Source organism: Brevundimonas mediterranea (assembly GCF_011064825.1).
GTDB classification, from domain to species: domain Bacteria; phylum Pseudomonadota; class Alphaproteobacteria; order Caulobacterales; family Caulobacteraceae; genus Brevundimonas; species Brevundimonas mediterranea_A.
Genome location: NZ_CP048751.1, coordinates 3289431 through 3307593, shown reverse-complemented (window position 1 = coordinate 3307593; position 18163 = coordinate 3289431). Strand labels below are relative to the sequence as shown.

The 18163-nt window shown below is 66.4% G+C and carries 24 protein-coding genes and 1 other RNA gene; 16 read left to right on the top strand and 9 right to left on the bottom strand.

From position 1 onward, the window contains the following. Positions 1-85 precede the first annotated feature (85 nt). On the top strand, positions 86-472 hold the full coding sequence (locus tag GYM46_RS16305; RefSeq protein WP_008263259.1) for a YccF domain-containing protein: 387 nt from the start codon (positions 86-88) through the stop codon (positions 470-472). Positions 473-474: 2 nt separating this feature from the next. On the opposite strand, the gene GYM46_RS16300 is transcribed toward GYM46_RS16305, so the two are convergent. Continuing rightward, positions 475-1212 (bottom strand): AAA family ATPase, encoded by a 738-nt coding sequence (locus tag GYM46_RS16300; RefSeq protein ID WP_008259977.1) that lies wholly within the window; start codon positions 1210-1212, stop codon positions 475-477. A 4-nt stretch (positions 1213-1216) separates the two neighbouring features. Then, positions 1217-2608, bottom strand: a complete 1392-nt coding sequence (fumC, locus tag GYM46_RS16295) for a class II fumarate hydratase (protein WP_008260151.1) — start codon at positions 2606-2608, stop codon at positions 1217-1219. 105 nt (positions 2609-2713) lie between these two features. Here fumC and GYM46_RS16290 point away from each other — a divergent pair, with 105 nt between their 5' ends. Next, on the top strand, positions 2714-3070 hold the full coding sequence (locus GYM46_RS16290; RefSeq protein WP_008262420.1) for a RusA family crossover junction endodeoxyribonuclease: 357 nt from the start codon (positions 2714-2716) through the stop codon (positions 3068-3070). 4 nt (positions 3071-3074) lie between these two features. Here GYM46_RS16290 and GYM46_RS16285 read toward each other — a convergent pair whose 3' ends face one another. From GYM46_RS16285 to miaA, 3 genes are all read right to left on the bottom strand, one after another. Further along, positions 3075-3545: an SspB family protein gene (locus tag GYM46_RS16285; protein ID WP_008262374.1), complete on the bottom strand. Its 471-nt coding sequence runs from the start codon at positions 3543-3545 to the stop codon at positions 3075-3077. Positions 3546-3634: 89 nt separating this feature from the next. Continuing rightward, positions 3635-4002: a transfer-messenger RNA gene (gene ssrA / locus GYM46_RS16280) on the bottom strand. 10 nt (positions 4003-4012) lie between these two features. Beyond that, positions 4013-4906 (bottom strand): tRNA (adenosine(37)-N6)-dimethylallyltransferase MiaA, encoded by an 894-nt coding sequence (miaA, locus tag GYM46_RS16275; protein ID WP_050771628.1) that lies wholly within the window; start codon positions 4904-4906, stop codon positions 4013-4015. 53 nt (positions 4907-4959) lie between these two features. Here miaA and GYM46_RS16270 point away from each other — a divergent pair, with 53 nt between their 5' ends. Beyond that, entirely contained in the window at positions 4960-6036 is a 1077-nt protein-coding gene (locus GYM46_RS16270; protein ID WP_156796427.1) for an Mrp/NBP35 family ATP-binding protein, read from the top strand. A gap of 78 nt (positions 6037-6114) precedes the next feature. Further along, entirely contained in the window at positions 6115-7212 is a 1098-nt protein-coding gene (locus tag GYM46_RS16265) for an NADH:flavin oxidoreductase (RefSeq protein ID WP_008264060.1), read from the top strand. Positions 7213-7247: 35 nt separating this feature from the next. Here the strand turns inward: GYM46_RS16265 and GYM46_RS16260 are convergent, their stop codons facing one another. Genes GYM46_RS16260 through GYM46_RS16245 form a run of 4 tightly spaced genes read right to left on the bottom strand, consistent with a single transcriptional unit; the run spans position 7248 to position 9258 of the window. Next, positions 7248-7568: a YbjQ family protein gene (locus GYM46_RS16260; RefSeq protein ID WP_008259471.1), complete on the bottom strand. Its 321-nt coding sequence runs from the start codon at positions 7566-7568 to the stop codon at positions 7248-7250. 9 nt (positions 7569-7577) lie between these two features. After that, positions 7578-8105, bottom strand: a complete 528-nt coding sequence (locus GYM46_RS16255; RefSeq protein WP_008264016.1) for a dihydrofolate reductase — start codon at positions 8103-8105, stop codon at positions 7578-7580. After that, positions 8102-8413 (bottom strand): phosphoribosyl-ATP pyrophosphohydrolase, encoded by a 312-nt coding sequence (locus GYM46_RS16250; protein ID WP_008264359.1) that lies wholly within the window; start codon positions 8411-8413, stop codon positions 8102-8104. Before GYM46_RS16250 ends, GYM46_RS16255 begins: the two co-directional genes overlap by 4 nt. Further along, the gene (locus GYM46_RS16245) at positions 8413-9258 is read right to left on the bottom strand and encodes a thymidylate synthase (protein WP_040350066.1); all 846 of its coding nucleotides are present in this window, start codon (positions 9256-9258) and stop codon (positions 8413-8415) included. Before GYM46_RS16245 ends, GYM46_RS16250 begins: the two co-directional genes overlap by 1 nt. A 253-nt stretch (positions 9259-9511) precedes the next feature. Here GYM46_RS16245 and hemA point away from each other — a divergent pair, with 253 nt between their 5' ends. The 12 genes from hemA to GYM46_RS16185 all read left to right on the top strand — a co-directional run bounded on the left by hemA (position 9512) and on the right by GYM46_RS16185 (position 18142). Continuing rightward, positions 9512-10738 carry a 5-aminolevulinate synthase gene (gene hemA / locus GYM46_RS16240; RefSeq protein ID WP_040350067.1) on the top strand — a complete coding sequence of 409 codons (1227 nt, stop codon included), beginning with the start codon at positions 9512-9514 and terminating at the stop codon, positions 10736-10738. 7 nt (positions 10739-10745) lie between these two features. After that, positions 10746-10931: a DUF6898 family protein gene (locus GYM46_RS16235; RefSeq protein ID WP_008260590.1), complete on the top strand. Its 186-nt coding sequence runs from the start codon at positions 10746-10748 to the stop codon at positions 10929-10931. A 60-nt stretch (positions 10932-10991) separates the two neighbouring features. Then, the gene (locus GYM46_RS16230; RefSeq protein ID WP_040349519.1) at positions 10992-11393 is read left to right on the top strand and encodes a hypothetical protein; all 402 of its coding nucleotides are present in this window, start codon (positions 10992-10994) and stop codon (positions 11391-11393) included. 88 nt (positions 11394-11481) lie between these two features. Beyond that, the gene (gene glyA, locus GYM46_RS16225) at positions 11482-12765 is read left to right on the top strand and encodes a serine hydroxymethyltransferase (RefSeq protein WP_008261195.1); all 1284 of its coding nucleotides are present in this window, start codon (positions 11482-11484) and stop codon (positions 12763-12765) included. 8 nt (positions 12766-12773) lie between these two features. Further along, on the top strand, positions 12774-13259 hold the full coding sequence (nrdR, locus tag GYM46_RS16220) for a transcriptional regulator NrdR (protein WP_008264203.1): 486 nt from the start codon (positions 12774-12776) through the stop codon (positions 13257-13259). Beyond that, the gene (locus GYM46_RS16215) at positions 13259-13885 is read left to right on the top strand and encodes a RibD family protein (RefSeq protein WP_008260579.1); all 627 of its coding nucleotides are present in this window, start codon (positions 13259-13261) and stop codon (positions 13883-13885) included. Before nrdR ends, GYM46_RS16215 begins: the two co-directional genes overlap by 1 nt. A gap of 90 nt (positions 13886-13975) precedes the next feature. Continuing rightward, complete coding sequence (locus GYM46_RS16210; protein WP_008262410.1) at positions 13976-14566, top strand: riboflavin synthase; 591 nt, start codon at positions 13976-13978, stop codon at positions 14564-14566. Next, complete coding sequence (gene ribB / locus GYM46_RS16205; protein WP_008264284.1) at positions 14566-15699, top strand: 3,4-dihydroxy-2-butanone-4-phosphate synthase; 1134 nt, start codon at positions 14566-14568, stop codon at positions 15697-15699. The genes GYM46_RS16210 and ribB overlap by 1 nt, the downstream gene beginning before the upstream one ends. Continuing rightward, positions 15696-16157 (top strand): 6,7-dimethyl-8-ribityllumazine synthase, encoded by a 462-nt coding sequence (gene ribH, locus GYM46_RS16200; protein ID WP_008263826.1) that lies wholly within the window; start codon positions 15696-15698, stop codon positions 16155-16157. The genes ribB and ribH overlap by 4 nt, the downstream gene beginning before the upstream one ends. Then, positions 16154-16678 carry a transcription antitermination factor NusB gene (nusB, locus tag GYM46_RS16195; protein ID WP_008258889.1) on the top strand — a complete coding sequence of 175 codons (525 nt, stop codon included), beginning with the start codon at positions 16154-16156 and terminating at the stop codon, positions 16676-16678. The genes ribH and nusB overlap by 4 nt, the downstream gene beginning before the upstream one ends. Continuing rightward, positions 16678-17667, top strand: a complete 990-nt coding sequence (gene thiL, locus GYM46_RS16190) for a thiamine-phosphate kinase (RefSeq protein ID WP_008261557.1) — start codon at positions 16678-16680, stop codon at positions 17665-17667. The genes nusB and thiL overlap by 1 nt, the downstream gene beginning before the upstream one ends. Before the next feature lie 58 nt (positions 17668-17725). After that, positions 17726-18142 (top strand): hypothetical protein, encoded by a 417-nt coding sequence (locus GYM46_RS16185; RefSeq protein WP_231492554.1) that lies wholly within the window; start codon positions 17726-17728, stop codon positions 18140-18142. Positions 18143-18163: the final 21 nt, after the last annotated feature.

Here is an 18163-nt window from a genome sequence, read left to right as displayed (position 1 = left end):
GGGTGAAAGCGAATTAACGAATGCCCCGCTGTCGCAGGCGGGGCGTTTTGGCTATCTGTATGGCCACGCCTGCCGGAGAGCTGAGATGGTCCGCCTGATCCTGAATATCCTGTGGTTCATTTTTGGCGGCTGGCTGTCGGGTCTGCTGTGGTTGCTGGGCGGTGCGATCCTGGCCCTGACCATCGTCGGCTTGCCGTGGAGTTTCGCGGCCTGGCGGATCGCCAGCTATTCCTTCTGGCCGTTCGGGCGGGAGATCGTCTGGCAGGACACCCATCCGGTGGCGGGCTGCTTGGGACTGGTGCTGAACGTCGTCTGGTTCGTCGTGGCCGGCTGGTACATCGCCCTCTCGCACCTGATCATCGCGGTGGCCGAGTTCGTATCCATCATCGGCATCCCCTTCGCCCTGAAGGACCTGGAGCTGGCCAAGCTGGCCCTGGCGCCGGTGGGACGAACGATCCGCGACAAGCCCTGAGCTCAATCGAGTTCCAGCAAGATGTCCAACATCATCTCGCGACGAGTAAGGAAGTTGCGAGTGACCTGATAATGGTCGGTATCCTCGTACTCGATCCGTTCGAGCCCATGGTCTGACGCCTGATAGATCCAAGCGTTGGGATAGCCCAGCAGGATGGGCGAATGGGTGGCGATGATCAACTGCGACCGCGCCATCACCAGTTCGTGCAGACGCGAGAGGAAGGACAGTTGCCGGCTAGGCGACAGGGCGGCCTCCGGTTCGTCGAGAATGTAAAGGCCGTCGCCGATGAAGCGGTTATCGAACAGGGCGAAGAAGGACTCGCCGTGGGACTGCTCATGCAGTCGGCGGGCGCCGTATCGTTCGCCTCTGACCTCGGGGTCTTCCAGATAGGAGGCGACCGTGAAGAAGCTCTCCGCCCTCAGGAAGAAGCCGTCCTGAACCCGCTGCGCCGATCGAACGGGCCGGACGAACCGGTGCAGCGGGGAATGGCTGTCGCGCGTGCCAAAGCGATGTTCGCGGCCGCCGCCTTCGGCATTGAACCCCCAGGCCACCGCCAGGGCCTCGATCAGCGTGGACTTTCCCGAGCCGTTCTCACCGACCAGAAAGGTCACGTTCGGATGGAAGGCCAGCCGGTCGAGCGTGCGCACGACCGGCAGGTTGAAGGGATAGACGGAAGCGTCCCAGCCGTCGCGGCGCTCGAAAAGAGCCTCGATCCAGTAGGGACGCTCCAGGGCGGTCATCGCATCAGCCCGGCGAGATCATCTTCTCGGGCCGCACCGCCTCGTCGAACTCGGCGTCGGTCAGATAGCCGCCGCCGACGGCTTCCTCGCGCAGGGTGGTGCCGTTCTTGTGCGCGGTCTTGGCGATCTTGGCGCAGATATCATAGCCCAGCTTGCCGTTCAGGGCCGTCACCAGCATCAGCGAGTTGTTCAGGCCGCGCGAGATGTTGTCCTCGCGGGCCTCGATGCCGACGACGCAGTTGTCGGTGAAGCTGATCGCCGCATCGGCCAGCAAGCGGACCGACTGCAGGAAGTTGTAGGCCATGACGGGGTTGTAGACGTTCAGCTCGAAATGCCCCTGCGAGCCGGCGAAAGTCAGGGCGGCGTTGTTGCCGAACACCTGGACGCAGACCTGGGTCAGGGCCTCGCACTGGGTCGGATTGACCTTGCCGGGCATGATCGACGAGCCCGGCTCGTTCTCCGGCAGGGCCAGTTCGCCCAGGCCCGAGCGCGGGCCGGAGCCCAGGAAGCGGATGTCGTTGGCGATCTTGAACAGCGAGGCGGCGACGGTGTTGATCGCGCCGTGGCTGAAGACCATGGCGTCATGGGCGGCCAGGGCTTCGAACTTGTTCGGCGCCGTGGTGAAGGCAAGCCCGGTGATCTCGGCGATCTGGGCGGCGACCTTTTCCGCGAAACCGATAGGGGCGTTCAGGCCGGTGCCGACCGCGGTGCCGCCCTGGGCCAGTTCCATCAGCTTAGGCAGGGTCTGTTCGATCCGCTCGATGCCGTTGGCGACCTGCTGCGCATAGCCGCCGAACTCCTGACCCAGGGTCAGGGGGGTGGCGTCCTGGGTATGGGTGCGGCCGATCTTGATGATGTGGGCCCAGGCCTTGGCCTTGGCGTCCAGGGCGGCGTGCAGGTGCTTCAGCGCCGGGATCAGGTCGTTGACCACCTGTTCCGCGCAGGCCACGTGCATGGCCGTCGGATAGGTGTCGTTCGACGACTGGCTCATATTGACGTGGTCGTTGGGGTGGACCGGCTTTTTGGAGCCCATCTCGCCGCCCAGGATTTCGATGGCGCGGTTCGAGATCACCTCATTGGCGTTCATGTTCGACTGGGTGCCCGACCCCGTCTGCCAGACGACCAGGGGGAAGTGGTCGTTCAGCCTGCCTTCGATGACCTCGTTGGCGGCCTTGATGATGGCGTCAGCCAGGGCCGGATCCAGCTTGCCCAGGTCGCGGTTGGTCTCGGCGGCGGCGCGCTTGACGATGCCCAGGGCGCGCACGACGGGCAGGGGCTGCTTCTCCCAGCCGATCTTGAAATTGCCCAGCGACCGCTGCGCCTGGGCCCCCCAGTAGCGGTCGGCGGCGACCTCGATGGGGCCGAAGGTGTCGGTTTCGATACGGACGTTGCTCATGGGCGGACTCGTCTCTCAGGCGTGGCGATTGTGTGCGCGCGGGTGTAGCACGGCGGTCATGCAGGGCAAGAAGAGCGCGGACATCCTCACATCGGCAGACGTGGCATGACCGCCGGCTGGATAGGGACGGGCAAGGTGCGGGCGCGCGAGGACGGCGAGGCGGTCGAGATCGTCATCGACGGCCTGACCACCCAGGCCAAATACTACAAGCCGCTGGTCTATGAGTTCATGCGCAAGGAATGGGCGTCACGCCCGTCCTGGGGCGATCATGTCGTCGAGATCCGAATGGAGCATGTGGGCGAGCCGCCGTGGATGGATCTGGACAACCTGGCCAAGGCCCTGCTCGATTCCATCAAGGGCTATCTGTTCCACGACGACGCCCAGGTCGCCCGCCTGCTGGTCGAGCGACGCGAGGGCGAGAGGGAGCGGATCATGATCCGCTCCTATCCCCGTCGAGACTGAGCCGTCACTTTTTCCGGAACTGGTCCAGCGACACGACCTTGGGGCCGTCGGAGCCCGGCGTTGGATCCTCGGGCGGCGTCGCTTCTTCGACCGCCTCGACGATCTCGGGTTCATCGAACTGAAGCAGGAACTGGACGCTGGGGTCGTAGAATCGGGTCACGGCCGAATAGGGCATGGCCAGGGTGCGCGGCACGCCGCCGAACCGCAGCTTGACGGAGAACCGGTCGGCCTCGACCTGCAGGTCCTCGTACTGATGTTGCAGCACCACCGTCATCTCGTCCGGGTATTTGGCCAGCATGTCCGGCGGGATGCTGACCCCGGCGGCGCGGGTCTTGAAGGTGATGTAGAAGTGGTGGGCGCCCGGCAGGCCTTCGGCCAGAACATGGTCGAGCGCAGAACGGATCACGCCGCGCAACGCCTCGTGCGCCAGCCGCTCATACTGCATCTCATCGACCGGAGGGGTCTGGTCGGTCATCGTCACCTCGCAATTCAGCGCGACTGATAGCGTCGCCGGTCCCGCCGCGAAAGATGCGAATAGGGTAAACGGACAGTATGTGCGGAAGAAACGCCGGGATTCTGTTGCCAGGCTCCCGACAGGCCCCGCCCAAGGATCTGAACCCCTAGGACTTAAGATTCGAAATCACCCGAACCGCATTACGCGGCGAGAGCGACTTCTCCAGCGAAGTTATCGTTCGCAGTTAGAAAATGGCCCGATACGGTGGGCCAGGACGAGCGAAAGCAATCCTCTTTACACGTCCGTCGATGCTAGTCGGCCCCATGCTGCCTCCGCCGATAACGCGGGGAGAAGGTTGGTGGAGCCGCCGGGAATCGCACCCGGGTCCGGTCCGCTTATTACAAGCGCGTTTATCGCTATAGTCCGGCCGAAACCGGACAGGTCCAATATAGGCGTTGCGCGGACGCTTTCCAAGCGCCGCGTGCGTTTCAAACCCGCGCCCAGCCCGGGGTCTGGTTCCTGAACCAGGTCAGCTGGCGTTTGGCGTAGTTTCGGGTCGCCTGTTTCAGGGCGTCGATCGCTTCATCCCGACCGACCTCTCCGGCCAGATACGCCGCCAATTCGCGCACCCCGACCGCCTTCATGGCGGGCAGGGTCGGGGACAGATTCCGCGCAGTCAGGGCGCGCACCTCGTCGAGCACGCCGTTCTCCATCATCACATCCACACGCCGGTCGCAGTTGGCGTAGAGGTCCGCACGGTCCGGCTCGATGACCCGTCCCCTCCATGACCCCGGCGTCAGCAGGGGGCGAGTGTCCGCCTTCCAGTCGCTCAAGGCGCGGCCGCTGGCCGAATGGACGCTCATGGCGCGCACCAGCCGTTGGCGGTCGCCCTGTTCGATGGAACGGGCGGCTTCGGCGTCGATTTCAGCGAGACGGGCGCGGAATGCGGCTTCGCCCTGCGCCATATAGTCCGCCTCGACCGCGTCACGGACGCTCTGAGGCACAGGGGGAATGTCCGCCAGTCCGCGTGTCAGGGCAGTGAAATACAGGCCGGTGCCGCCGACCAGGATCGCCGGCCGCCCGTCGGCGCGTGCGATATCCAGCAGATTCAGGGTCGCGCGGCTCCATTTTCCCACCGACCAGGCGTCCGCTGCATCGGCGACGCCATACAGCCGGTGATCGGCCTGGGCCTCGTCTTCAGGCGACGGGCGGGCGGTCAGGACGCGCAGGTCGGCGTATAACTGCTGACTGTCGGCGTTGATGATGACGGCGCCGGTCTCGCGCGCCATTTGCAACGCCAGGGCCGACTTGCCCGAGGCGGTCGGACCCGCGATCAGGGTGACTGAAGGCGGCTGGGACAAATGGAGGCTCGCAGGCGACATCCATGGGCGATAGAACGCGGCCCTTGTCGCCTGCAAGTCTTCTGGAGACCGCCTTGGTCGAACGTTCCGCCGTCATCGCCGCCCTCGACGCCGTCATGGACCCGGTCTCCGGTCAGGGACTGTTCGCCTCGGGCCTCGTGCAGGGATTGGTGGTCGCTGAGGACCGCGCCGGCTTCGCTCTTGAGGTGGATCGCAGCCTGGTCGCGACCTATGCGCCCGTTCGCGACGCGGCCGAGGCCGCGCTGAAGGTCCTTCCCGGCATGAACCGCGTGTCGGTGATCCTGACGGCCGAAGCCAAACCCGGACTCGCCAAGCCGGCGGCGCGCACCGCTGGCCTTTCAAAGGCCGCCGTGGATCAGGGGCGAGCCAAGGCGCCGGTCCCCACCGACCGTCCGGCCCATGTCCGTCGCGTCCTGGCCGTCGCCAGCGGCAAGGGCGGGGTGGGCAAGTCCACGGTGGCGGTGAACCTCGCCGTCGCTCTGGCGTCGCGCGGCCTGTCGGTCGGAATTCTGGACGCTGACGTCTATGGGCCGTCGCTGCCGACCATGCTGGGGATCAGCGGTCAGCCCGCCTATGAGGACGGCGCCATTGTTCCGCATGTCGCCCATGGAATGAAGGCCATGTCGGTCGGCCTCCTGACCAAGATGGACGACGCCATGATCTGGCGCGGGCCGATGGCGTCGCAGGCGATCACGCAGATGCTGACCCAGACCCGCTGGGGCACGGCTGAGGCGCCGCTGGATGTGCTGGTGGTTGATCTGCCCCCCGGCACCGGCGACGTGCAACTGACCCTGATCCAGAAGACTCCGCTGGACGGCGCCGTCATCGTCTCGACGCCGCAGGAAGTGGCCCTGGCCGATGCGCGGCGGGCGCATACGCTGTTCCAGCGGGTCAATGTGCCGACCCTCGGCCTGATCGAGAATATGAGCGGGGCCGTCTTCGGTCAGGGCGGCGCCAAGGCCGAGGCCGAGCGCTTGGCTATCCCGTTCCTGGGCGATCTGCCATTGGACGCCGCATTGAGAGCGGGGGGCGACGCCGGTGTCCCGACGGTCGCCGCCGATCCGTCGGGAGATATCGCCGCCCGGTTCGCTATCGTCGCTGACCGTATCGCGGCTGCGCTGGGGCTTTAGAAAATATCCCCACGGCGGGGGTTTTCAAACGCAACCCTATTCGCCACCTTGGGTCTTACCGATACCCAAGGAGATCCGATGAGCGTCGACGCCCTGTTTCGCCCCTTCACCGTCAAGGGGCTGACCCTGCCCAACCGAATCGTCATGGCGCCCATGACGCGGTCCTTCTCGCCCAATGGCATCCCGACCTCCGATGTCGCCGGCTATTATCGCCGCCGGGCGGAAGGCGGCGTGGGGCTGATCGTCACCGAGGGCACGGTGGTGGAGCGGCCTGCCGCGCGTAACGACGCCAATGTTCCGGTCTTCCACGGCGACGCCCTGCCGCAATGGAAGACGGTGGTGGACGAGGTCCACGCCGCCGGCGGGCTGATCGCGCCGCAGATCTGGCATGTCGGCTCCGCGCGTGGCCAGGGCGAGGCCTGGGCGCCGCTGGGCAAGGTGGACAGTCCGTCGGGCCTGACGGCGCCGGGCAAGGCCAAGTACGAACCCATGACGGAAGAGGACGTGGCCGACACCATCGCCGCCTTCGGCCGGTCGGCGCGCGCGGCGCGGGAGCTGGGCTTTGACGCCGTTGAGATCCACGGTGCCCACGGCTATCTGATCGACCAGTTCTTCTGGGGCGGCGTCAATGTGCGCGAGGACCGCTGGGGCGGCCCGACCATGGCCGACCGCGCCCGGTTCGGCGCCGAGGTGGTCAAGGCGGTGCGTGAAGGCGTCGGCGACGACATCCCCGTCATCCTGCGCCTGTCGCAATGGAAGCAGCAGGATTTCGCGGCCCGGATCGCCGAAACGCCCGACCAGATGGTCGAATGGCTGACGCCGCTGTCAGACGCGGGAGTGGATGTCTTCCACTGCTCGCAGCGCCGCTTCTGGGAGCCGGAGTTCGAGGGGTCGGACCTGAATTTCGCCGGATGGACCAAGAAACTGATGAACAAGCCGACCATCACTGTGGGCTCGGTCGGCCTGGACGGCGAGTTTATCGCGGCCTTTGGCGGCGAGGGGTCCAAACCCGCGTCACTCGACGGTCTGCTGCGCCGACTGGAGAACGAGGAATTCGACTTGGTGGCTGTCGGCCGCGCTCTGCTGGCCGATCCGCAATGGGCGGCCAAGATCCGCGAGGGCCGCACCGACGAACTTCAGAACTTCGAACGTTCGGCCCTGATGAGCCTGTCCTAATCGATGAAATCGAGCCGGTCCGGTCTCTGCGGAGGTCAGGCCGGCTCGACGATCACGCCCGTGCCGTAGCACAGCACCTCGGTCACGCCGGGCATGATCTCGGTGGCGTCGTAGCGAACGGCCAGTATGGCGTTGGCGCCGTAGGCCTCGGCGTGTTTGACCAGTTCGTCATAGGCTTCCTGACGCCCGGCCTCGGCCAGTTTCACATAGGCGCCGACCCGGCCGCCCAGCATCGACTGGACCCCGCCGATGGCGTCGGAAATGGCGTTGCGCGAGCGCACCGTCACGCCGCGCACCAGGCCGATATGGCGGGTGACGCGGAAACCGGGCAGGTCGTTGGTGGTGGTGACGTACATTGACTTCTCCTAGCGGCGTTCCAGCACCCGGAAGGTGAAGGCGTGATCGTCCTTCTCGCCTGCCGGATGCGACTCCGACGATACCTCGGTCCAGGCCGTTTCGTCGAACGGTGGAAAGACCGCGTCTCCTTCGGGGGCGGCGTCCACCTCGGTGATATAGAGGCGACGCGCGCGGGGCAGGGCGGCGGCGAACAGGGCGGTGCCGCCGATGACGCAGATCTCGTCCACGCCGTCCTCCTCGGCCGTCTCCCGCGCGATCTCGATCGCCTCATCCAGTGTGGCGCAGACCAGGGCGCCCTTGGACATGCCGTCGGCCTCGTAGGATTCGTCCTTGGTCAGCACCAGGTTCAACCGGCCGGGCAGGGGCTTCAGCGGCAGGCTCTCCCAGGTCTTGCGGCCCATCAGGCAGGGCTTGCCCACGGTGATGGCCTTGAACCGCTGAAGGTCCGAGCGCAGCCGCCACGGCAGGTCGCCGTCACGGCCGATGACGCCGTTGCGCCCGCGGGCGACGACCAGGGAGATCAGGGGAATGCTCATGGCGTGTCTTCCGTCTGGGGTTCGAGCCATTTGAGCCATTTGCGCCGCATGGCCGTTTCCAGATCAACGCCTGCGCCCGCGCAATAGATCAGCAGCATGCCCAGGACGTCGGCCGCTTCGTCGCCCAAGGCGTCAGCGTCGGGCGTGCCTCGCGCGCGGCCGGACAGACGCAGATGCTCGGCCGTCAGCTCTCCCAGCTCTTCCTGGAGCTTCAGCAGCGCCCAGTCGCGGTCGCGGTCGATCTGGTGTTCGGCGGCGTAGATGTCCGAGATGCGCAGGACGGCGGCCTGCAGCGACTTGAGGTCCATCAAACGGCCACTGCGGCCTTGATGTGCGGCCAGGCTTCGTAACCCTCAAGCGTGAAGTCCGACAGTTCGAAGGCGAACAGGTCGGTCTTGGGCGCGATGTGCATGACGGGTAGAGGAAGGGGCTCGCGCGTCAGCTGGAGCTCGGCCTGTTCCAGATGGTTCAGATACAGGTGGGCGTCGCCGAAGGTATGGACGAAGTCGCCGGGCTCCAGCCCGACCACCTGGGCCAGCATCAGGGTCAGCAGGGCGTAGGAGGCGATGTTGAAGGGCACGCCCAGGAAGACGTCGGCGCTGCGCTGGTACAGCTGGCAGCTCAGCTTGCCGTCTGCGACGAAGAACTGGAACAGGCAGTGGCAGGGCGGCAGGGCCATGTCGTCGACGTCGGCGGGGTTCCATGCGGTGACGATGTGGCGGCGGCTGTTGGGGTTGGTCTTCAGGCCGTGAACCAATTTCTCGATCTGGTCGATGGACCGGCCGTCCGGCGCCGTCCACGACCGCCACTGCTTGCCGTAGACTGGACCCAGTTCGCCCTCGGCGTCGGCCCATTCGTCCCAGATGCGGACGCCGTTGTCCTTCAGCCAGCCGATATTGGTCTCGCCGCGCAGGAACCACAGCAGTTCGACGATGATCGACCGCAGGTGCAGCTTCTTGGTCGTCAGGACGGGGAAGCCCTTCGACAGGTCGAACCGCATCTGGCGGCCGAAGACGCCCAGGGTCCCCGTGCCGGTGCGGTCGTCGCGGCGCACGCCGTTGTCCAGGATGTCGCGCAGCAGGTTCAGATACTGCCGCTCCGGATGGTCGGCGGGCGCGTCTGCGCTGCGCGCCTGGAGGTCGGCCTGGATCATCTGAACGGTCATGACCTCAAACTGCCCCAGAATTCGATTCGTGACCGGGCAAATCGGTTGCGGCGGTCGGGCGTCCACAGGAATCGAATCGGTCGCTGGACGGCTTCAAATGTCGAACACCCTGCCGACGAAACCTGAGAACCGTTATCAATGAAGGTTTTAGGTCGTTTTGTCCATGCTCAGGACATGGACAAGCTTCGGTGTCGGGCGCAAAGAAAAGACAGAGATCGCCATAAGCGAAAGAACGAATATCGTGTTCGACTATAAGGCCGCCTTTGAAAACTCGGTGGAGCAGGTGCGCAGCGAAGGACGGTATCGCGTCTTCGCCGACCTGAAGCGCGTTCGCGGGCAATTCCCGCAGGCTGTGCGCCGCCGCGAGGACGGGTCCGAGCAGGACGTCGTCATCTGGTGCTCGAACGACTATCTGGGCATGGGCCAGCACCCGGTCGTGCTGAAGGCCATGCAGGACGAGATCGACGCCGTGGGCGCGGGCGCCGGCGGCACGCGCAATATCTCGGGCACGACGCGCTCGGCGGTGGATCTGGAGGCCGAGCTGGCCGACTGGCACCAGAAGGAGGCGGCGCTGCTGTTCACCTCGGGCTATGTCGGCAACGAGGCGACCCTGTCGACCCTGCAGAAGATCCTGCCCGGCCTCATCACCTTCTCAGACGCGCTGAACCACGCCTCGATGATCGCCGGCATCCGCCAGGGCGGCGGCGAACGGCACATCTTCAAGCATAACGACCTGGCCCATCTGGAGGCCCTGCTGGCCGCCGCTCCGGCCGGAGCGCCCAAGCTGGTCGCCTTCGAGAGCGTCTATTCGATGGACGGCGACATCGCCGACTTGGCCGGCACCATCGCCCTGGCCAGGAAATACGGCGCCATGACCTATCTGGACGAGGTCCATGCGGTGGGCCTGTATGGCGAAACCGGCGCCGGCGTGGCCGAGCGTGACGGCGTGCTGGACCAGATCGACATCATCGAATGCACCCTGGGCAAGGCCATCGGCGTCATGGGCGGCTATATCGCCGCCGACGCCGTGATCATCGACGCCGTGCGCAGCTGGGCCTCGGGCTTCATCTTCACCACCAGCCTGCCGCCCGCCCTGACGGCGGGGGCCCTGGCGTCAGTGCGGCACCTGAAGACCCATCCCGAACTGCGCGAACAGCATCAGGAACGGGCGGCGACGCTGAAGGCGCGGTTCGCCGCCGCCGGGATTCCGGTGATGGACAGCGAAAGCCATATCGTGCCGGTGCACGTCGGCGATCCGGTCCACTGCAAGATGATCTCGGACATGCTGCTGGACGAGTACGGCGTCTATGTTCAGCCGATCAACTATCCGACCGTGCCCAAGGGGACCGAGCGGCTGCGCTTTACGCCCTCGCCGAACCACACGGACGAGATGATGGACCATGTCGTCCAGGCGATGGACCGCCTGTTCGCCCACTGCAATGTGGCGCGCCGGTCGGTGGCGGCCTGAGACAGACGTGGCGGACGACGACCTCGGCGAGGTGATCGTCGAGACCGTGCGCAACGGCCCCTATATCAAATGCTCGGCCATCCATGTGGCCACCGGCCGCGAGGTCAGCGCCATGGGACCGGTCAACGAGCCCAAGGCCGTCGAGCGCGTAGCGATCGCGAAGTTGAGGCGGGCCTTAGAGACAGGTCGATAAGGCGCCCTAGATCGACTTTAACGTCGAACGGTGATTTCCTGCGTGTCGTGGGAGGCGATCATGCTGCAACCAGGCGGACCGGCGGTTCTGGGGTTCGGAGCCTTTTCGATCTTCGCCATGCTCGGCGGCCTGGTGCTTCTGACCGGAGCCGACCATGCCGCGCCGGGCTGCACAGGGCCGGAGGTCAGGCGCTGTGACTTCATCGAAACCGCAAAAGTTGCGGTGGCGAACGATCCGCGCCCCAATCGCAAGTTTGATCCGGACTTAGGTTTCGAGATTGTCGAAATGGGCTCGTCCGTCCGTGTGCAGCAATATCTGCCCAACGGATCGCTGGCCTTGTTCGAGGGGCCAGCCGTTCTGATTGATCGCAAGAGCTGCCGTCCCTGTAGTGTGGAGGTTCGCGCGACCACGGACGGCGACGCTACGGCGCGGTTCATACGCCTTCCTCCGTCGGGCGTTTGAGCCTGACTAAGGGGGCTCACCACAAGATATTGTGGTTCGGCGCGCTGCGGCCTAGATAGGCGGCCTTCTCAGACGCGGGGATTCCGACGTGACCGCCTTCACCCATGACGCCTATTTCACCAAGACCCTGGCCGACGCCGATCCGGACGTCTTCAAGGCCATTCAGGGCGAGATGGGGCGGCAGAAGGAGCAGATCGAGCTGATCGCGTCGGAGAACATCGTCTCCCAGGCGGTGCTGGACGCGCAGGGCTCGGTTCTGACGAACAAATACGCCGAGGGCTATCCTGGTCGTCGCTATTACGGCGGCTGCGAATTCGTCGATGTGACCGAGGATCTGGCGCGCGAACGGGCCAAGAAACTGTTCGGCGCGGCCTTCGCCAATGTGCAGCCCCACTCGGGCGCCCAGGCCAACCAGGCGGTGTTCTTCACCCTGCTGCAGCCCGGAGACACATTCCTGGGCATGGACCTGGCCTGCGGCGGGCACCTGACGCACGGGTCGCCGGCGAACCAGTCGGGCAAGTGGTTCCGGCCCGTGACCTACAAGGTCCGCGAAGACACCCATCTGATCGACTATGACCACGTGGCCGAGATGGCGCAGAAGGAGAAGCCGAAGCTGATCCTGGCCGGCGCCAGCGCCTATAGCCGCCACATCGACTTCAAGCGGTTCCGCGAGATCGCCGACAGCGTCGGCGCCTATCTGATGGTGGACATGGCCCACTACGCCGGCCTGGTCGCCGGCGGCGCCTATCCCGATCCGCTCCCGCACGCCCATGTCGTGACCACGACGACGCACAAGACCCTGCGCGGACCGCGCGGCGGCATGATCCTGTCCAACGACGCCGACCTGGGCAAGAAGATCAACTCGGCCGTCTTCCCCGGCCTGCAGGGCGGGCCGCTGGAACATGTGATCGCGGCCAAGGCCGTGGCCTTCGGTGAGGCGCTGCAGCCCGAGTTCAAACTGTACGCCCATCAGGTGGTCAAGAACGCCCAGGCCCTGGCCGGCGTCCTGGTCGAGCGCGGCCTGGCCATCGTCTCGGGCGGCACCGACAGCCACCTGGCCCTGGTCGATCTGCGGCCCAAGGGCGTGACCGGCAAGGCGACCGAGCACGAGCTCGAGAAGGCGCTGATGACCTGCAACAAGAACGGCGTGCCGTTCGACACCGCCCCCTTCACCGTCACCTCGGGCGTTCGCCTCGGCACGCCGGCGGGCACGACGCGCGGCTTCGGCGAGGACGAGTTCAAGCAGATCGGCCACTGGATCGCCGACGTCGTCTCGTCGATGAACGGCGGCGATGAAGCCGATCCGGCCGTGGTCGCGGGCGTGGCTGCCCAGGTGCGGGAGCTGACCAACCGCTTCCCCATCTACCGATGATCTGACCGATGAAGTGCCCCTTCTGCGGTCATCAGGACACCCAGGTTAAGGACAGCCGGCCGTCGGACGACGGCTCGGCGATCCGACGCCGTCGATCCTGTCCGAACTGCAACGGGCGCTTCACCACCTTCGAACGGGTGCAACTGCGCGAACTGGTGATCCTGAAGCGCAACGGGCGGCGCACGCCGTTCGACCGCGACAAGCTGGAGCGGTCGCTGGGCGTGGCCCTGCGCAAACGGCCGGTCCAGCCCGAACAGGTCGAGCAGATGGTCAACCGGATCGTGCGCCAGCTGGAGAGCCTGGGCGAGACCGAGGTGCCGTCGAGCACGGTCGGGGACTTCATCATGAAGGCCCTGAAGGGCGTGGATGAGGTGGCCTATGTCCGCTACGCCTCGGTCTACAAGGACTTCCGCCATACCGGCGATTTCGCCAAATTCCTGGGCGCCGAAGGTTTTGCCGACGGGGGCTTCGACGAGCCCTCCGACAAGGCCTGATGCGCGTCACCCTGAAGCTGGCCACGTCGCTGGACGGGCGTATCGCCACGGCCACGGGCGAAAGCCGGTGGATCACCGGCGAGGCGGCGCGGCTGGAAGGCCATCGGCTGCGCGCCGGCCATGACGCCATTCTGGTGGGCGTCGAGACGGTGCTGAAGGACGACCCCGAACTGACCGCGCGTCTGCCGGGGCGCAGCGTGGACCAGCCGCTGCGGGTGGTCCTGGACAGTCGGCTGCGCACGCCGGCGACAGCGAAACTGGCAGGCGAGAACACCCTGATCCTGACGGCGGTCGAGCCGCAGCCCGTCGGCGCAGCCCAGGTGCGGCGGGTCGAGGCCGAAGACGAGGACGGGCGTCCGGCGATCCCGGCTGTGCTGAAGGCGCTGAAGGCGGCGGGCGTGGACTCGGTGCTGATCGAGGGCGGGGGCCAGGTCGCGGCCGCCTTCCTGAGGGCCGGGGCTGTGGACCGGCTGGAGTGGTTCCGGGCGCCGATCCTGCTGGGCGGGGAGGGGCGGCCCTGCGTGGCGGCCCTTGCTCTTGCAAAGCTGGCCGACGCCCCCAAGTTCCGTCGCCTGGGCGTCATGCCCGTCGGAGACGATCTGTGGGAGCGCTACGAGCGATCGTGACGCCCCCGCCGGACGTTTTCGCCGGTCGATTTCAGACAATTCAGACTATTCAGACTGTGTTTTTTGGGTCCGGAAGGGACCGGAGCCGAAATGTTCACCGGAATCGTCACCGACATCGGGCGCGTTCGCGACGTCCGCGAGACGGAGCGGGATCGCCGCTATGAGATCCAGACCGCCTGGGACGTGTCCGGGATCGACCTGGGCGCCTCGATCAGCCACGCGGGCTGCTGCCTGACGGTGACGGAGAAGGGGACGGATTGGTTCGCGGTCGAGGTGTCGAACGAGACCCTGTCCAAGACGACCCTGGGCGGCTGGAAGGCCGGCGACGGGATCAATCTGGAGCGGGCGGCCAAGCTGGGCGACGAGATGGGCGGCCATGTGGTGTCGGGCCATGTCGACGGCCTGGGCCGCGTCGTGTCGATCACGCCGGAGGGCGGGTCGCACCGGCTCGAGGTCGAGGCGCCGGCGCCCCTTCACCGCTATATCGCCGCCAAGGGCTCGATCACCGTGGACGGGGTGTCCCTGACGGTGAACAGCGTCGCGGGGCAGGTGTTTTCGTTGAATATCATTCCGCATACGTGGGATGTGACGACCCTGGGCCGTCTGAAGGCGGGCGATCCGGTCAATCTCGAGATCGACATGCTGGCGCGATACCTCGCGCGGTGGCAGGAGACGGCGTGATGCAATTGGCCGCAAACATGAACGACAGCCCGATCAGTCCCATCGAGGACATTCTTGAGGACGCCCGCAACGGCCGTCCCTACATCCTGGTGGACGCCGAGGACCGCGAGAACGAGGGGGACATCATCATCCCCGCCCAGTTCGCGACCCCCGACCAGATCAATTTCATGATCCGCCAGGCCCGCGGGCTGGTGTGCCTGGCCCTGACGGCCGAGCGGGCCAATCAGTTGCGGCTGCCGCCGATGGCGGCCGACAATCGTGAGAGCATGAAGACCGCCTTCACCGTTTCGATTGAGGCCAAGGAGGGCGTGACCACGGGGATTTCGGCGGCCGACCGGTCGCGCACCATTCATGTGGCCACCGACGCCTCTAAGGGCATGGACGACATCGTCTCGCCCGGCCACATCTTCCCCCTGGTGGCGCGCGACGGCGGGGTTCTGGTCCGCGCCGGCCATACTGAGGCCGCCGTGGACATCAGCCGCATGGCGGGCCTGACCCCCGCGGGGGTCATCTGCGAGATCATCAAGGACGACGGCGAGATGGCGCGGATGCCCGATCTGGTCGCCTTCGCCCAGCTGCACGGGCTGAAGATCGGCACCATCGCCGACCTGATCGCCTATCGCCGCCGCACCGAGCGGTTCGTCGAACGGATCATGGATACGCCGTTCGAGAGCGTCCACGGCGGGCCGTTCCGCCTGATGCTGTATCGGAACACCATCGAGGGCGCCGAGCATATCGCCCTGGTCCACGGCAAGATCGATCCGTCCAAGCCGACCCTGGTGCGGATGCACCAGGTGGACTTCGCCTGCGACCTGCTGGGCCATGTCGAGACGCGCCAGGACTATGTGCCCAAGGCCCTGAAACAGATCACCGACCACGACGGTCCGGGCGTGGTCGTCTTCCTCCGTGATCCGTCGTTGACCTCGCTGGCGGAGCGTCTCGCGGGCGTGGACAAGCCTGCGGCGGTGGACCGGTCGCTGCGGGCCTATGGCGTCGGCGCGCAGATCCTGCTGGACCTGGGCGTCAGAGACATGATCGTGATGAGTTCGACGCGGCCTGAACCGACGGCGCTTGAGGGCTATGGCCTGCGCATCGTCGGCTGGCGCGACATGGATGGAGAAGACAAGGCGTGACCGAGGCCCCCCGTATTCTGATCGTCGAGGCGCGCTTCTACGACGAATTGGCCGACGCCCTGCTGGAGGGCGCCAAGGAGACGTTGAAGGCGCGCGGCGCCGAGTTCGACGTCGTCACCGTGCCGGGCGCCCTGGAGATCCCGGCCGTCATCGCCATGGCCGAGGAGGCCGGACGGTTCCCGACCGCGCCCCGTTACGACGGCTATGTCGCCCTGGGCTGCGTGATCCGCGGCGAGACCTATCATTTCGAGATCGTCTCGGACCAGTCGGCGGCCGGCCTTATGGCCCTGGGCGTCAAGGGACTGCTGATCGGCAACGGCATCCTGACGACCGAGGACGAAGACCAGGCCTGGGCCCGGGCGCGGCTTTCCGAAGGGGATAAGGGGGGCGGGGCGGCCAAAGCCTGTCTCGAGCTCATTGCATTGAAGAAGCGGTTGCGGCTAGGCCTCGGCGCATGACTGAACCGAACAGCGTCAAAGCCGTCCTCGAACAACTGGCCGAGGCCGAGAAGCAGCGGGCCGAGCCTCATCTCAGCTCCAAACAGCGCCGTGCGCGCACCGTGTCGCGTCTCGCCGCCGTCCAGGCCCTGTACCAGATGGAGCTGGCGGGCGAGGGCGTTGAGACGGTGATCACCGAATTCGCCAACTTCCGCTTCGATACGGATATCGAGGGCGAGGCCCTGGCCGAGGCCGACGAAGCCTATTTCGCCGACATCGTGCGGGGCGTAATCGAGAGCCAGCGCGACATCGACACGGCGATCAAGGCCCGCCTGGCGTCCAACTGGAAGCTGGAGCGGATCGACGCCACCCTGCGCGCCCTCCTGCGCTCGGGCGCCTGGGAGTTGATCAAACACCCGGAGACGCCGCGCGAGGTCGTGATCGACGAATATGTCGAACTGGCCAAGGCCTTCTTCGACGACTCCGAGGCGCGGTTCGTCAATGCGGCGCTGGACGGCGTGTCCAGAGACACGCGCAAATAATGCCGTCGCTCGACGTCGCGGGCGAATTCGAGACGATCGAGAGGCTGCTGCGGCCCCTGGCCCATCCCGAATGGGGCAGGGGGCTGGCCGATGATGTGGCGGTGCTGCCGTCCCGGCCCGGTTACGACCTGGTCCTGACCAAGGACGTCATCGTCGAGGGCGTGCATTTCCTGCCCGACGATCCGCTGGAGACCGTGGCCAAGAAGCTGCTGCGGGTGAACCTGTCGGACCTGGCCGCCAAGGGCTCCGAGCCTTTCGGCTATCTGCTGGCCTGCTGCTGGTCGGACCGCTGCGGCTGGCCCGAACGCGAGGCCTTTGCGGCCGGGTTGGCGCAGGATCAGGCCCTGTTCGGGGTGTTTCTGATGGGCGGCGACACGGTCAGGACGCCGGGGCCGGCGGTGTTCTCCCTGACCGCCCTGGGCTGGGTTCCGGCGGGTGAGGCGGTGTCGCGCGCGGGCGCCCAGGTGGGAGACCTGGTCTTCGTCACCGGAACCATCGGCGATGGCCTGCTGGGGCTTCAGGCGGCGCAAGCCAAGCTGAAGCTGGACGCCGAACGGCTTGCGCGCCTGATCGACCATTACCGCACCCCCATGCCGAGGCTGGATTTCGCCGATGTCGTCCGGAACCTGGCGACGGCGGCGGCGGACGTGTCCGACGGTCTGGCGGCGGACCTGAACCATATCGCCAAGGCCAGCGGCGTCGGCATTGCCCTGAACCTCAGCGTCCTGCCCCTGTCCGCCGCCGCCCAGGCCTGGTTCGAGGACCGGGTCGATCCGCAGGCGGCGCTGGAGGACCTGGCGACCGGCGGCGACGACTACCAGATCGTCTTCACCGCCCACCCCCGCCATGAAGAGACCCTGCGTCGCGAGGCCGAACGCCGCCTGCTGCGCCTGACCCGGATCGGGGCGGTTACGGCGGGCGAGGGCGTTGCGGTCGACTATGGGGGACGGCGGATAGAGCTGGCGCGGCGCGGCTGGACCCATGGCTGAACCGGCAACACAATCCTAACCGCGCACCGCTAGGGTGGCGGTTATGGATCGCAGAACCTTGATCACGTCTGGAACAGTCGCCCTGGCCGGCGTCGCTGCTACATCGGCCCAGGCCTCATCCAGCAAGACCCCCGCCGAGGCCCCGGCCTTGAGCATCCCCGGCGTCGGCCTGCCGGTGATCGCCGACGGTCGCCTTAGAAACTACGTCTTCGTCTCGCTGAAGCTGCATATCGGCGGGGGCAAGACGGTCGAGCAGATGCGGCCTAAGGAGGCGTTCTTCCGCGACGCCCTGGTCAAGGCGGCCCACCGCACCCCCTTCACTGTTGCGGGCGACTGGACGCGGCTGGACGAAAACCGGATGTCTGCGGCCCTGGTCGCGGCTGCGAACGCGATCTCTGGACGGGGCTCCGTCGCACGGGCCGAGATCATCGCCCAAAACCCGCGCCTGCGCGCGGGCATGACGCCGGGCGTCTGAAGGTCCGCAACCATGGTTGCG

Bases quoted from the DNA above. Each gene is read 5' to 3' on its own strand.
- GYM46_RS16260 (WP_008259471.1), bottom strand. From the start codon at position 7,568: ATGTACGTCACCACCACCAACGACCTGCCCGGTTTCCGCGTCACCCGC.
- GYM46_RS16210 (WP_008262410.1), top strand. From the start codon at position 13,976: ATGTTCACCGGAATCGTCACCGACATCGGGCGCGTTCGCGACGTCCGC.
- GYM46_RS16255 (WP_008264016.1), bottom strand. From the start codon at position 8,105: ATGAGCATTCCCCTGATCTCCCTGGTCGTCGCCCGCGGGCGCAACGGC.
- GYM46_RS16230 (WP_040349519.1), top strand. From the start codon at position 10,992: ATGCTGCAACCAGGCGGACCGGCGGTTCTGGGGTTCGGAGCCTTTTCG.
- GYM46_RS16305 (WP_008263259.1), top strand. From the start codon at position 86: ATGGTCCGCCTGATCCTGAATATCCTGTGGTTCATTTTTGGCGGCTGG.
- GYM46_RS16245 (WP_040350066.1), bottom strand. From the start codon at position 9,258: ATGATCCAGGCCGACCTCCAGGCGCGCAGCGCAGACGCGCCCGCCGAC.
- fumC (WP_008260151.1), bottom strand. From the start codon at position 2,608: ATGAGCAACGTCCGTATCGAAACCGACACCTTCGGCCCCATCGAGGTC.
- GYM46_RS16215 (WP_008260579.1), top strand. From the start codon at position 13,259: ATGCGCGTCACCCTGAAGCTGGCCACGTCGCTGGACGGGCGTATCGCC.
- GYM46_RS16285 (WP_008262374.1), bottom strand. From the start codon at position 3,545: ATGACCGACCAGACCCCTCCGGTCGATGAGATGCAGTATGAGCGGCTG.
- GYM46_RS16250 (WP_008264359.1), bottom strand. From the start codon at position 8,413: ATGGACCTCAAGTCGCTGCAGGCCGCCGTCCTGCGCATCTCGGACATC.
- GYM46_RS16265 (WP_008264060.1), top strand. From the start codon at position 6,115: ATGAGCGTCGACGCCCTGTTTCGCCCCTTCACCGTCAAGGGGCTGACC.
- nrdR (WP_008264203.1), top strand. From the start codon at position 12,774: ATGAAGTGCCCCTTCTGCGGTCATCAGGACACCCAGGTTAAGGACAGC.
- GYM46_RS16300 (WP_008259977.1), bottom strand. From the start codon at position 1,212: ATGACCGCCCTGGAGCGTCCCTACTGGATCGAGGCTCTTTTCGAGCGC.
- nusB (WP_008258889.1), top strand. From the start codon at position 16,154: ATGACTGAACCGAACAGCGTCAAAGCCGTCCTCGAACAACTGGCCGAG.
- thiL (WP_008261557.1), top strand. From the start codon at position 16,678: ATGCCGTCGCTCGACGTCGCGGGCGAATTCGAGACGATCGAGAGGCTG.
- GYM46_RS16290 (WP_008262420.1), top strand. From the start codon at position 2,714: ATGACCGCCGGCTGGATAGGGACGGGCAAGGTGCGGGCGCGCGAGGAC.
- ribB (WP_008264284.1), top strand. From the start codon at position 14,566: ATGCAATTGGCCGCAAACATGAACGACAGCCCGATCAGTCCCATCGAG.
- miaA (WP_050771628.1), bottom strand. From the start codon at position 4,906: ATGTCGCCTGCGAGCCTCCATTTGTCCCAGCCGCCTTCAGTCACCCTG.